The following is a 12309-nucleotide window of genomic DNA, read 5'->3' as shown; positions in this document are numbered from 1 at the left end:
GACCCTCGGTACCGGGTTCGGTACGTCGGGTCGCGCACTACCCTGGACCCGGTGGACGAGGCGATCCTCCGGCCCAGCGAGGTCGCACCGGCGACGCGCACCCGGCTGCTCGACGCGGGTGGCGCGGAGCTCGCCGAACACGGCGCCGACGTGCTCACCGTGCGCCGGGTGGCCCGCCGGGCCGGGGTCTCCCCGGCGACCGCGTACAAGGTGTTCGGTTCGAAGGAGCACCTGCTCGCCGCGGTGTTCGTGACCCACCTGCGCGCCGCGCCCGGTGAGGAGCCGGACGACCGGCTGCCGGTGGAGGAGCGCGTCGCCGGCTACGTCGACGGTCTAGTCGCCGCCCTGGCCGGGAACAGCGCACTGGACAGCGCACTGCGCGTGGTGTTCTTCGGGCACGACCCGGCAGCCCGCCGGATCCGGGACTCGGTGATCGACGACTTCCAGGACCGGTTCGACCGCGTCTGCGGTGACGACCTCTCCGGCCCGGCCCGGCGCACCGCGCGGCTGCTGCTCGCCGGGGCGTTGGTGCTCACCGGGATCGGCCTCGACGACCCCGCCGACGCCCGCGCCGAACTCGCCCGCGCGGTGCGCGAGCTGCGCGACGCGGACCGGTGAGCGGGACTCAGACCGCGAGCAGCTCCGTCGACCCGAGCCCCAGCTCGTCGAGCGTGGCCCGCACCTCGCCGGTGTAGACCGGGTTCATCAGCAGCACCGACCGCGGCGGGGAGTCCAGCAGGTCCTTCGGCGCGCGGATCGGCAGCCCGAGCCCGCCCATGAAGCGGCCCTGCAGGCCGGGGTTGATGTCGACGACCGCGCCGACCGCGCCGGTCCCCTCCGCCCCGCCCTCGACGACGTTGAGGAAGGTCAGCCCCTTCGCCCCGCCGCCCCAGACGACCACCTCGTCGCCGGTCGCGGCCCGCCCGCCCAGCCACTCCCGCCAGCGTCCGACCTGGTCCGACACCCGGGTCGCGAAGTCCAGGCAGGCGCCGCGCAGCGCGTCGCGCAGGTGCGGCTCCAGCACGGGCGCACTCGGGGTCCCGTCCGGCCCCGCCTCGGCGACGACGTACTGGTCGGCGTAGGTCAGCCGCACCTGCGGGTCGGAGAAGCCGACCCCGGCCAGGAAGGTCCGCATGGTCGCCGGCGTGAAGTAGGAGCAGTGCTCGTACTGCAGGTCCCAGAAGGCGCCCTCGTCGAGGATCCGGCCCAGGTCGGGCACCTCGGCGAGCAGCGCCCGGCCACCGCCGCGACGCAGCCCGGCGTACAGCTCCGCGCCGAAGACGGCGAGGTCGGGGATGTGCTCCAGGGTGTGCCGGCAGACCAGGGCCGCGGTGTCCGGCTCGACCTGGTCACGGGCGAACTCCGCGGGGACGGCGGTGAGCCGGTCCGCGAGCTCGGGCCGGACCCGCTGCGGCACGAAGTGCGGGTCGATCCCGGTGACCCGGCCGACGCCGGCGCCGAGCAGCTCGGCGGCGAAGTCACCGGACCCGCAGCCCACCTCGACGACGTGCCGTCCGGCCAGGCCGAACCGCGCCACCCAGTCCGCGGTGATCTCCGCGGCGTAGGCGGCGAAGCGGGGGGAGTGGTGCTGGGACTCCTCGTGGTCGCCGGTGTAGTCGAGCAGCCCCGGGTCGAAGTCGCGGTTGAACACCAGCCCGCAGCGCTCGCAGAGCACGAGCACCTGGTCACCGGTGGCCACCGACCGCGCCGAGACCGGGTCGGGCAGCACCGCGGTGCCGTGCACCGGCAGCCCGGTCACCGAGAAGAACGGATCGCTCGCGGGCGCGTCGCACGCGGGGCAGCGGTTCAGCACCGGGCGAGACTAGCGGCAGTCCGTCACCCGTCCGTGCGGGCGCTCTCCGCCCGCACGGGGCCCGCGCGTGGCCTTCAGCGGTTCAGCACGCCCTGCGGGTCGTGCGCGTCCGGGACGGGACTGCCGGAGGTCCCGAGCAGCTTCTGCCACTGCGGGTGGTCGACGACGTCGGGCACGCTCTCCACCCGTCGCGCCGCCGCGAGCACCTCGACCGCACGGGCGGCGTCGCCCTCGGCGCCCGCGCGCACCGTGCGGGCCAGCTCCGGCCAGGTCTCCCCGCCGAGCAGGCCGTTGACGTCGTCGGCGCGGTGCGCGCGCTGGAACTCGCTCACCGCGGCCGCGGTGCGGTCGTCGAACCGGCCGTCGGGCTTCCCGGTCAGCGACCCGGCGTCGCGCAGCAGGTACTGGGCTGCCTCGACGATCGGTCCGCGGTCGCCGGTGCGCAGCAGCGGCCAGCTCGCCTTGGTCGCCTCGGTGCGGGAGAGCCGCCTGCCCAGCAGCCCCGCCACCTCACGACGCAGTCGGGGCAGCGCGGCGTAGAGACGGTCGCCGAGGCAGAGGGTGTTGCGGTAGTCGCGGTGGCCGTAGAGCTCGGTCGGGGCGATGCCGTAGCGCAGGCAGATGTAGGCGCAGGTGATGCGCAGCGAGTTCCACAGTGCCGGCGTCGGGTCGACGCCCATGTAGGTGCCCTCGTTCTCGATGCCGATCGCGATGACGTTCTGGCCCGGCGAGTGCGCCCCCTCGACGACGCGGCGGCCCCCGTTGAGCTCACCGAGGCTCCAGAGCCTGCCCTCCAGCACGTGCCCGCCGCGCGAGATGGTGAAGTGCTGCCCGGAGTCGAGCCAGCCGTTGCGGTCCATGTGGTAGTTCTGGATCGCCCTCGCCATCCGGTGCGCGGCGCCGACGCTGTAGTCGGTCGTGTTCGCCCCGGCCGTGTGGTGGACCAGGATCCGGATCGGACGCCGGTCCCAGATCTTCGGCGCGGACTTCGGCTTGCGCGCACCCCACTCGAAGCAGCGCGCGATGAACGGGATCGGCACGCCCTCCGCGAGGGGGCCGGCACCGGCCGGTCCGGGCATGCCGTCCGGCCCCGGGACCGCCGACGGACCGGGCACCGGGTCGGTGGCGGGCGGGGCGGGGCGGGGTCGGTGGCCGGCGGCGGCCCGGCGAACGCCCGGCCGGGCAGGACCAGGCCCGCGCCGACGACCGCGCCACCGACCAGCAGCCCGCGGCGACTCCAGCTCTGCCCCGGCTCGCCCATCGCTGCTGCCCCCCATCGGCCGCACCGAGCCGGTACCGCCTTCGTCACACACGCCACATCCGTCCCGTGCGACTCCGCATTCTCTCGGTTCACGGGAGAAGTACGGCGCGGGCGCGCCGGTCGAGCGCGTCACACAGGTGAGCGGTCCCGACCCGCACCTGCGCCCTTGCCTGGGTTACCCGTCGGTAATACTCTGGAGTCAGTTACCGGCCGGTAAGTCGATCGGCCCTGGCACGAACGGCGGTGAAGGACGGATGGGCCACTACAAGAGCAACGTGCGCGACCTCGAGTTCAACCTCTTCGAGGTGTTCGAGGTACAGAACCACCTCGGGACGGGGCCGTTCGCCGACGTCGACGTCGACACCGCCAAGGGCGTGCTGTCGGAGCTGTCGACCGTCTGCACCGGACCGCTCGCGGAGCACTACGCCACGATCGACCGCAACCCGCCGGTCTTCCACCCCGAGGACCACACGGTCACCACCCCGCAGGAGCTCAAGGACGCCTACAAGGTCCTCTGGGACGGCGAGTGGTGGCGCCTCGGCCTGCCGAACGAGCTGGGTGGCATGGGCATCCCGCCGTCGGTGCAGTGGGCCGCCGCCGAGCTGATGTGCGGCTCCAACCCGGCCATCTTCATGTACATGGCCGGCCCGAACTTCGCCTCGATCCTCCACAAGAACGGGAACGAGGAGCAGAAGCGCTGGGCCCAGCTGATGATCGACCGGGGCTGGGGCGCCACGATGGTGCTGACCGAGCCGGACGCGGGCTCGGACGTCGGGGCCGGCCGGACCAAGGCGATCCAGCAGGACGACGGCGCCTGGCACATCGAGGGTGTGAAGCGCTTCATCACCTCGGCCGAGCAGGACTTCACCGAGAACATCATGCACCTGGTGCTGGCCCGCCCCGAGGGCGCGAGGCCGGGCACCAAGGGCCTGTCGCTGTTCCTCGTGCCGAAGTTCCACTTCGACACCGAGACCGGTGAGCCGGGCGAGCGCAACGGCGCCTTCGTGACCAACGTCGAGCACAAGATGGGCCTCAAGGCCTCCACGACCTGTGAGCTGACCTTCGGGGCGCACGGCACCCCGGCCGTCGGCTGGCTGCTCGGTGACGTGCACGACGGCATCGCCCAGATGTTCCAGGTCATCGAGTACGCCCGGATGATGGTCGGCACCAAGGCCATCGGCACCCTGTCGACCGGCTACCTCAACGCGCTCGAGTTCGCCAAGGAGCGCGTGCAGGGCGCCGACCTGACGAAGATGACGGACAAGACGGCGCCGCGCGTCACGATCACCCACCACCCGGACGTCCGCCGCAGCCTGATGCTGCAGAAGGCGTACGCCGAGGGCCTACGCGCGGTGTACATCTACACCTCGACCTTCCAGGACAGGGTGCGCCTCGGCGACGAGGGCAGCGGGATCAGCACCGAGCTGGCGGAGAAGGTCAACGACCTGCTGCTGCCGATCGTCAAGGGTGTCGGCTCCGAGCGCGCCACCGAGCAGCTCGTGCAGTCGCTGCAGACCCTCGGCGGGTCCGGCTTCCTCCAGGACTACCCGATCGAGCAGTACATCCGGGACGCCAAGATCGACTCCCTCTACGAGGGCACCACCGCGATCCAGTCCCAGGACTTCCTGTTCCGCAAGATCGTCCGGGACAACGGTCAGGCGCTCGCGCACGTCGCGGGCGAGATCCAGGCGTTCATCGACTCCGAGGCGGGCAACGGCCGGCTCAAGGAGGAGCGTGAGCTCCTGCGCACCGCGCTCACCGACGTGCAGGGGATGCTCGGCACGCTGACCGGCTACCTCTACGCCTCCACCAAGGACGCCACCGAGCTGTACAAGGTCGGCCAGCACACCGTGCGGCTGCTCATGGCGGTCGGCGACCTGCTCGTCGGCTGGCTGCTGCTGCGTCAGGCGACCGTCGCGCTCGCCGCACTGGGCACCGACGGCGTCCCGGCGAAGGACCGGGCCTTCTACGAGGGCAAGGTCGGCGTCGCGACGTTCTTCGCGAAGTCCGTGCTGCCCCGTCTGACCTCGGAGAAGGCGATCATCGCGAACGCCGACAACGCGCTCATGGAGCTCGACGAGGCCTCGTTCTGATCTGGTTCCCATGACGAAGGGCCCCGGGTGCGGACTCCCCGCCCGGGGCCCTTCCTCGTCGCGCCGCTACTGCGCGATGTAGCTCTCCAGCTGCTCACGCTCCTGCTCGAGCATGTCCATCCGGGCCTTGACCAGGTCGCCGATGGACACGATCCCGGCCAGCGCCCCGTCGACGACGACCGGCAGGTGCCGCACCCGGCGGTCGGTCATGACCCGGGCGAGGTCACCGACGCCGTCGCCGGGCGAGCAGGTGACCACCTCGGTGGTCATCACCTCGGCCACCCGCGCGTCGAGCAGCGCGGCGCCGTGGCTGTGCAACCGGCGCACCACGTCCCGCTCCGAGACGATGCCGACCAGCCGGTCGCCGTCGACGACCGGCAGTGCGCCGAGGTTCCGCTCGGCGATCGCCCGGAGCACCTCGACCACCGGGTCGTCCGGCGCCACGGTGCTCACCGCGCTGCCCTTGCTCCTCAGAACGTCCGCGATGCGCATTGGGGGTACCCCGATCCCTCGCTGTCCGACGGCTGGAGGGATCAGGGTACGAATGTGACGTGGGTTACGTCACCCCCTGGACGCGACGATCACCGGATCAGCCGCCGCACTGCACGATCGGCTGCGGGTTGTACTTGACCGTGCGGGTCTTGCTCGTCGTCTCCCCGGTCTGGACGTTGCGCATGGTCCGGGTGTCGGTCGCGGTGAAGCCGGGCGAGCCCTTGCTGGGGCTGCACGGCTGACCGGCCGGGATGTTGACGACCTGCGGCTGGGTCGGGTTGGTCCGCGGTCCGGTCGTCGAGGTGACGTCGTACATCTTCTGGCCGACGAACGAGACGGTGACGTTGCTGGGCGTCCACGCCGTGCGGATCAGCACCGGAGTGGGGCCGTCGTTGCGGAACTTGACGTCGATGAGGTCGTCGAAGACCGTCGCCTCACGGGCCACCGGGTAGCGGCTGATGTAGTAGCTGTGTTCCTTGTGCTCGATGTCGGTCATGCCGGCGAAGTACGAGGCGTTGTACAGCGTCGTCGCGAGCTGGGAGACACCGCCGCCGACGCCGCGCGCCGGGTGGCCGTCCTCGATGATGCCGGCCTCGACGTAGCCGTTGGCGGCGTTGCGGGGGTTGCTGACGGCGTTGAGGCTGAACGTCTCGCCGGGCTGCACGATCTGGCCGTTGATGGCCTCGGCGGCGCGCTTGATGTTCTGCCCCGAGTCGGCGGCGAACCCGCCGGTGGTGAACGTCGAGATCTCGGTCGCGTTGCCCAGCGACTGCAGGTCGGCCGTGGTGATCTCGGCCGGCTTGTTCGCGTAGACCGCGGCGACGGTGCGCTCGCCCTGGCCGGTGAGGATCGGCAGCACGTTCGCGAAGGTCGCGTCGTAGTCGATGCCGCGCCCGTCCTGCGACGGGACGACCCGCGGCGGGGTCGCGGCGAAGTCGAGCTGGGCGTCGACGCCGGGCTTCTCGGTGCTCGCCAGCTGCGGCGCCGCGATGTCCTCGAGGGTCTTGTTCGCGATCACCGGCTTCAGCTTCACCGGGCCCTGCGGGTCCGCGGTGAAGCTGAGCGCGGTGGTGATGTCCTCGGGGGTGATGGTCGCGTTCGCGCCCTCGCCGGTGATCGTCAGTGGACCGGCGACGGCGGGCTTGGCGACCTCGTCGATGGCCTTCTGCACGTCGGCCGGGGTGGTGACCGCCTGCTCGACGATCAGCGGCAGCTGCACCGGCTCGCCGGAGGCCCACTGCTCCTCGACGACGCCGACGGCCGCGTCGACGTCGAGCTGCTGGCCCGGCTCCGGCGCGACCGGCATCGGGGTGACGCCCTGCCACTGGACCGAGCCCTCCTTGGGCTCCTTCATGACCAGCGGGGCCATCTGTTCGAGCGCGGTGCGCACGGCGCGGTCGTCGGCGGAGTTGACCACCCCGACCTCGCGGGTGGTGAAGAACGAGGAGATCCGGGTGATCGGGTTCAGCCGCTGCTCGCCCGCCTCGTCGAGGGTGCGCGCGTAGTCGACCTGCAGGCCCGCGGCCTTCGGGTCGATCTCGGAGCGGACCTCACCGGCCTGGACCGGCACCGGCGCGCCGGCGCGCGGCTCGATCGCCGCCTGCAGCGTCTCGGTGGCCTGGGCCCGCGACATGCCACCGATGTGCTGACCGGCGACGACGACGCCGCGCGGCACGCTGCCGGAGCTGAGCACGAGGTCGCCGACGTAACCGAGAGCGAGCACACCGAGCGCGGCGGCCGCGACGATCAGGCCGACCGGGCGCTTGCGCTGCGGGCCGTCACCGCTCTCGCCGTCGCCACCCTCGTCGCCGCCACCCCCGTCGCCGCCGCCGGGACCACCGGGGCCGCCCGGCCCACCCGGACCGGTCGCGGCCGCGGGGCCCGCGGCACCGAACGCGCCGGCGCCGAGGACCGCGGTGCCCGCGCCAGGGCCGCCGGTGTGGATGCGGGCGGTCTGCTCGCCAGCGCCGCCCGTGGGCGGCGTCGCGGACGCGGCGGGGGTGACCCGGGGCAGGACCTGAGTGCGCTGCTCGCTGAGCGGGGGGACACGGACGGTGTCCTGGTCCCGGCCCTCGGGGGCGGCGGGGACCGGGCGGGTCGGGTCCTGTCCGCCGGAGGTCCGGGGGCCGGGCTCCGACGCGGCGGGCGCCGGGGCACCACCGGCCTGCGGTGCGGTCGTGCCGGGATCCTGCCGCGGCGCCCGGCCGGGCTGCGGGGCACCGGTGCCCGGGCGCTGCGGGGACGGTTGGTGCCCGGCGGGCGACGGCGCGGCCGGGTCGTCCGCGGTGGTGGCCTGTCCGACGACGGTGCGGGCCGCGGGGGACTCCGGCGGCGCCTGCTCGGCGGCCTCGGCCGGATCGGCGGGCCCGGACGCGTCGGCGGCCGGAGTCTCGGCGGCCGGGTCTCGGCGCTCCGGGTCTCGGTGGCCCGGGTGTCGGCGGCCGGGGCCTCTGCCGCGCCCTGCGGCGCGTTGGTCCCCTGCGCGGCGGCGGGGGCGGCTGTGGTGGGAGCGGCTGCCGCGGGACCGGGCGAGGGACGGCGGGCGGGCATCACGGGGCGACCGGCACCGGCGGCGTCGCCGTTCGGCTGGTCTCCCGGCTCCGGCGCGGCCGTCGCCGGCTGCTCGTCCGCGTCGTCGGACGAGGGAGGGCGCTCGGGCATGACGTGGGACTTCCTTTCCGCACTGCCATCGACTCTGTCATCGAGGCCGACGTCGCCGCCTGCGTCGACACCGCCGTCGAACCGGGTGGGCCGCGGGTCCGTGCGGACCGGCGCGACCCGGGGGGATCAGAGGTAGAGACCGGTCCCGTGCTGGGTGGCCTCGGAGGCCACCGCGTGCAGATCCCGCTCGCGCATGACCAGGTGCCCGACGCCGGCGATCTCGACCTCGTACTGGTCCTCCGGGGCGAGCAGGACGCGGTCGCCGGCCTTCACCGTGCGCACGTGCTGTCCCACCCCGACCACCTCTCCCCAGACCAGACGCTTGGCGACCTGTGCGGTTGCCGGGATCACGATTCCGGCCGAGCTCCGTCGCTCGCCGGAACCCTCGACCCTCTTGATCATGACTCGGTCATGGAGCATCTGGATCTCGAGTTTGGGCTCGGCCACCGGGCCGATGCTACGGGTGACCCCTGACGCCCCCGGCAGCGCCCGGGGCGGGCGACAGCCTGCCCCGAACGTGGAACGCCCCGCGGCGCTACCGAGTCGGGGGTCGGGTGGCGCCGCGGGGCTCAGCAGGGGTTTCGCACTGCCACGACGACCCGTTACACCGCAAACAGTTTTCAACTCGTCCGGAGCAGCGGGGCTCAGGTGTTGGCGAGCAGGTACCGCCCGAAGTGCGGCACGGTGAAGGCGATCTGCCCGCGCTGGGCCGAGAACACGAGGCCCTTCTTGAGCAGGCTGTCGCGCGCGGGGGACAGCGACGACGCCCGCCGGTCCAGGTGCTTGGCGACCAGCGACGTCTCGACGGGTGGTCCTCCCCGTCGGTCAGCTCGGCCATCGCCCGTAGGTACTCCCGCTCGGCGGGCGTCGCCCGCTCGAAGCGGGAGCCGAAGAAGCCGACCGCGAGCTCGGCATCGGCCTCGGGGGCGGCCATCTCGACGTCCTTCGCACCGATCGGGCTGGTCGGCGCGGCGTCCCAGGCGGCCTTGCCGTAGGCCTGCACGAAGTACGGGTAGCCGCCCGAGCGGACGTAGAGGTCGTCGAGGGCCTCCTGGTCGAAGGTCGCGTCCTCCCGCTCGGCGGGGGCGATCAGCGCGAAGTCGGCGTCCTTACGGTCCAGCCGGTCGATCCGCGAGTACTTGAACAGCCGTTCCGAGTAGGACTTCGACGCCGACAGCACCGCGGGCAGGTGCGGCAGCCCCGCCCCGACGACGACGAGGGGCACCCGGGCCTGGGACAGCTCGTGGCAGGCGGCGCAGAGCGCGGAGACGTCCTCGGGCCGCAGGTCCTGCATCTCGTCGATCAGCAGGGCGATGCCGGAGCCGACGTCCTGGGCGAGCTCGGCGACCTCGGTGAACAGCTCGACCAGGTCGATCTCGATGTCGCCCGAGTCCGCGCGCCCGTTCTTCACCGGGACGTCGATGCCGGGCTGCCAGCGCTCCCGCAGCTTCGTACCCTCCGGCGACGACCGGAGCGCGAACGCCTTGAGCACCCCCAGCACCTCGTCGATGCGCTCGGGGGCACGGTGCCGGACGGCGAGGTCGCGGATCGCGCGGTGCAGCGCCGCGGACAGCGGACGGCGCAGGTCGGCGTCGGGCCGGGCCTCGATCTTCCCGGCGCCCCAGCCGGCGTGCATCGCCATCGAGCGCAGCTCGCCGAGCAGGACCGTCTTGCCGACGCCGCGCAGCCCGGTGAGCACCAGGCTCCGCTCCGGGCGGCCGCGGGCGACCCGCTCCAGGACGATCTCGAAGGCGTCCACCTCGCGGTCCCGGCCGGCCAGCTCGGGCGGGCGCTGACCCGCGCCGGGGGCGAACGGGTTGCGCACCGGATCCATGCGACGACGGTATCCGCCGATCTTCGGAATTCCGTAGACGACGGCGGCGTGTCGCCTCCCCGCCACCCGGGCGGCCCAGCGACGCCGATAATCACTCAGCGTGGTCACACTGCCCGTCCGGGCCGGTTCCGGCATCGCCCGTGGGGTCCGACGCGAACGCACCGTGCGAGTGCGGCCGGTGAATGCCCGCGTCGTCGTCACGATCCGGTGGCCCATACCCCGCGACCTTCCGCGACCGCTGCTGACCAGCAACACTCTGCTGTGTGCACCACCCTGTCGCACGTGACTACGCCCGGGAGGAGAGCGCCGTGGGTCGACACCGAGGACGGCACCGCGCCGACCGGATGCATCACTCCACGCTGCGGATGAAGCCGATCACGCTGCGTCGCCGGAGGCTGGAGAGCCTGCGCACTCTGCTCGCAGGAGCGCGCCCCGGCTGGTGAGAGGGACGGCGGGGACGCCCCCGAACGTCCCCGCCGTCCACCACCCCGGCCCGAGGCGTGCTGCGCCCGGCCGTCGCACCCCCTGGTGCCGCCGTCGCACCCGCCGCACGGGGTGCGGAGACCACGTGCGGGGTGCGCCGGACGACCACGGGCCCGGTGACGGGTCAGGCGCGGTCGGGACCGTCCACGACCTCGCCCTCGACGACCGGGCCGGTGCCCGCGGCGGGACCGGCGATGCGCGGGTACACGGTCGCCGTGCGCGGCTCGGTGACGGTCTCCCCCTCCACCACGGTGGCGCCGTAGCGGATCCGCGCGGTGCGCAGACCCGGTGCGGCCCGCTCGGCGGCGCTCACCATGCGACGCCGGACCAGGGCCCGGGTCGGGGGGAACACCAGGGCGAAGCCGAGCACGTCGGTGATCAGGCCCGGCAGGAAGATGAGGATGCCGCCGACGGCGACGAGCAGCCCGTCGGTCGCCTCCTCGTGCGCCAGCTTCCCGCGCTGCACCGCGGTGGCGAGCGCGCGGGCGGCGCGGACGCCCTCCCGACGGGCGAGCAGGAGCCCGAGCACGGACCCGGCGAGCAGGACCAGCAGGGTCCAGCCCAGCCCGATCCACGCGATCAGCCCGGCGAGCGCGACGATCTCGAGCACGACGTAGAGCAGCACGAACGGCATGCCCGTACAACGCACGGGCACGCCGTTCTGCTCCCGGATCGCCCGAATTCCCCGGATCGATCTCCGGGGGCACTCGGATGATCTCCCCAGGTCACCAGGTGAGGGCGACCCCGGGGTCGTGCAGCAGCGCGCCGACGTCGGCGAGGAACCGCGAGCCCTCGGCCCCGTCGACGAGGCGGTGGTCGAACGACAACGCCAGCCGGCACACGGTCCGCACGACCAGCTCGCCGTCGACGACCCACGGGGCGGGCTTGATCGACCCGACGGCGAGGATCGCGGCCTCGCCGGGGTTGATGATCGGCGTCCCGATGTCGACGCCGAGCACGCCGACGTTGGTGATGGTGAACGTGCCTCCGACCAGGTCGGCCGGGGCGGTCCGGCCCGCCCGTGCGGTGTCGGTGAGCGTCGTGAGCGCGTCGGCCATGCCGCGCAGGGTGAGGGTGCCCGCGTCGCGGATCTTGGGGACGACGAGCCCGCGCGGCGTCGCGGCGGCGATGCCGAGCTGGACGCGGGCGTAGTAGACGATCTCGCCGGCGCGCTCGTCCCAGCTGGCGTTGATCGCCGGGGTCCGCGCGGCGGCCAGGCAGGCGGCCTTCGCGACGAACGCCAGCGGGGTCAGCTTGACCCCGGCGAACTCGCGCGAGGCCCGCAGCCGGTCGCGCAGGGCCATCGTCTCGGTGACGTCGACGTCGAGGAACTCGGTGACGTGCGGCGCCGTGAACGCGCTCGCGACCATCGCCGCGGCGGTGGCCTTGCGGACGCCGCGGATGGGCTCGCGGCGGTCCTCGGTGGGTCGGGTGGTGGTGGCGATCGCGCCCGGCCCGGCCGGAGCCCCCGCCGACTCCCCGGCGCCCTGGCCGGCGACACCACCCTGTGCGGCTGCACCCTGACCGGCAGCAGTCTGGCCGGCAGCAGTCCGGCCGGCAGCAGTCCGGCCGGCGGCACTCGGGGCAGCGGCGCCCGCGACAGCGGCTCCGGTGACACCTCCGGCGGCCCCCGCCGCGACGGGGCCCCCGGCGACCGACGCCCCCAGCGGAC

The 12309-nt window shown here is 73.5% G+C and carries 10 protein-coding genes and 1 pseudogene; 3 read left to right on the top strand and 8 right to left on the bottom strand.

The features are described from left to right. Window positions 1–51 precede the first annotated feature (51 nt). Entirely contained in the window at window positions 52–618 is a 567-nt protein-coding gene (locus KPL57_RS08805; RefSeq protein WP_226351197.1) for a TetR/AcrR family transcriptional regulator, read from the top strand. A 7-nt stretch (window positions 619–625) separates the two neighbouring features. On the opposite strand, the gene KPL57_RS08800 is transcribed toward KPL57_RS08805, so the two are convergent. Together KPL57_RS08800 and KPL57_RS08795 are read right to left on the bottom strand one after the other, a co-directional pair. After that, on the bottom strand, window positions 626–1813 hold the full coding sequence (locus tag KPL57_RS08800; RefSeq protein ID WP_226351196.1) for a class I SAM-dependent methyltransferase: 1188 nt from the start codon (window positions 1811–1813) through the stop codon (window positions 626–628). 74 nt (window positions 1814–1887) lie between these two features. Further along, a complete protein-coding gene (locus tag KPL57_RS08795; protein WP_226351195.1) occupies window positions 1888–2928 on the bottom strand; it encodes an N-acetylmuramoyl-L-alanine amidase in 1041 nt (346 codons plus the stop codon). A gap of 400 nt (window positions 2929–3328) precedes the next feature. Between KPL57_RS08795 and KPL57_RS08790 the strand changes: the two genes are divergently transcribed. Beyond that, window positions 3329–5167 carry an acyl-CoA dehydrogenase gene (locus KPL57_RS08790; RefSeq protein ID WP_226351194.1) on the top strand — a complete coding sequence of 613 codons (1839 nt, stop codon included), beginning with the start codon at window positions 3329–3331 and terminating at the stop codon, window positions 5165–5167. Between the two features lie 66 nt (window positions 5168–5233). Here the strand turns inward: KPL57_RS08790 and KPL57_RS08785 are convergent, their stop codons facing one another. Further along, window positions 5234–5659, bottom strand: coding sequence for a CBS domain-containing protein (locus tag KPL57_RS08785; protein WP_226351193.1), 426 nt, complete (start codon window positions 5657–5659; stop codon window positions 5234–5236). Between the two features lie 97 nt (window positions 5660–5756). Continuing rightward, window positions 5757–7352 carry a VanW family protein gene (locus KPL57_RS08780; RefSeq protein ID WP_226351229.1) on the bottom strand — a complete coding sequence of 532 codons (1596 nt, stop codon included), beginning with the start codon at window positions 7350–7352 and terminating at the stop codon, window positions 5757–5759. Between KPL57_RS08780 and KPL57_RS08775 the strand changes: the two genes are divergently transcribed. Then, entirely contained in the window at window positions 7302–8456 is a 1155-nt protein-coding gene (locus KPL57_RS08775; protein ID WP_226351231.1) for a hypothetical protein, read from the top strand. The two genes, KPL57_RS08780 and KPL57_RS08775, sit on opposite strands and share 51 nt — an antisense overlap. Here KPL57_RS08775 and KPL57_RS08770 read toward each other — a convergent pair. The 4 genes and pseudogenes from KPL57_RS08770 to KPL57_RS08755 form a co-directional block, all read right to left on the bottom strand. After that, a complete protein-coding gene (locus tag KPL57_RS08770) occupies window positions 8447–8767 on the bottom strand; it encodes a co-chaperone GroES (RefSeq protein ID WP_043276256.1) in 321 nt (106 codons plus the stop codon). The genes KPL57_RS08775 and KPL57_RS08770 overlap by 10 nt on opposite strands. Before the next feature lie 197 nt (window positions 8768–8964). Next, window positions 8965–10154, bottom strand: a pseudogene (locus KPL57_RS08765) (ATP-binding protein). A gap of 607 nt (window positions 10155–10761) precedes the next feature. After that, window positions 10762–11271, bottom strand: a complete 510-nt coding sequence (locus tag KPL57_RS08760; protein WP_226351192.1) for an FxsA family protein — start codon at window positions 11269–11271, stop codon at window positions 10762–10764. 91 nt (window positions 11272–11362) lie between these two features. Further along, the coding region (locus KPL57_RS08755) for a 2-oxo acid dehydrogenase subunit E2 (protein WP_226351191.1) at window positions 11363–12309 on the bottom strand (947 nt) is incomplete at its 5' end.

The sequence above is a fragment of the Pseudonocardia sp. ICBG601 genome, assembly GCF_020496245.1.
Note: the sequence above shows the minus strand (reverse complement) of the source record. Positions and strands in the feature narration are given on the sequence as shown.

What these genes read in the sequence shown, in the direction of transcription:
- KPL57_RS08790 (WP_226351194.1), top strand. Translation starts at nt 3,329, where the DNA reads ATGGGCCACTACAAGAGCAACGTGCGCGACCTCGAGTTCAACCTCTTC.
- KPL57_RS08760 (WP_226351192.1), bottom strand. Translation starts at nt 11,271, where the DNA reads ATGCCGTTCGTGCTGCTCTACGTCGTGCTCGAGATCGTCGCGCTCGCC.
- KPL57_RS08785 (WP_226351193.1), bottom strand. Translation starts at nt 5,659, where the DNA reads ATGCGCATCGCGGACGTTCTGAGGAGCAAGGGCAGCGCGGTGAGCACC.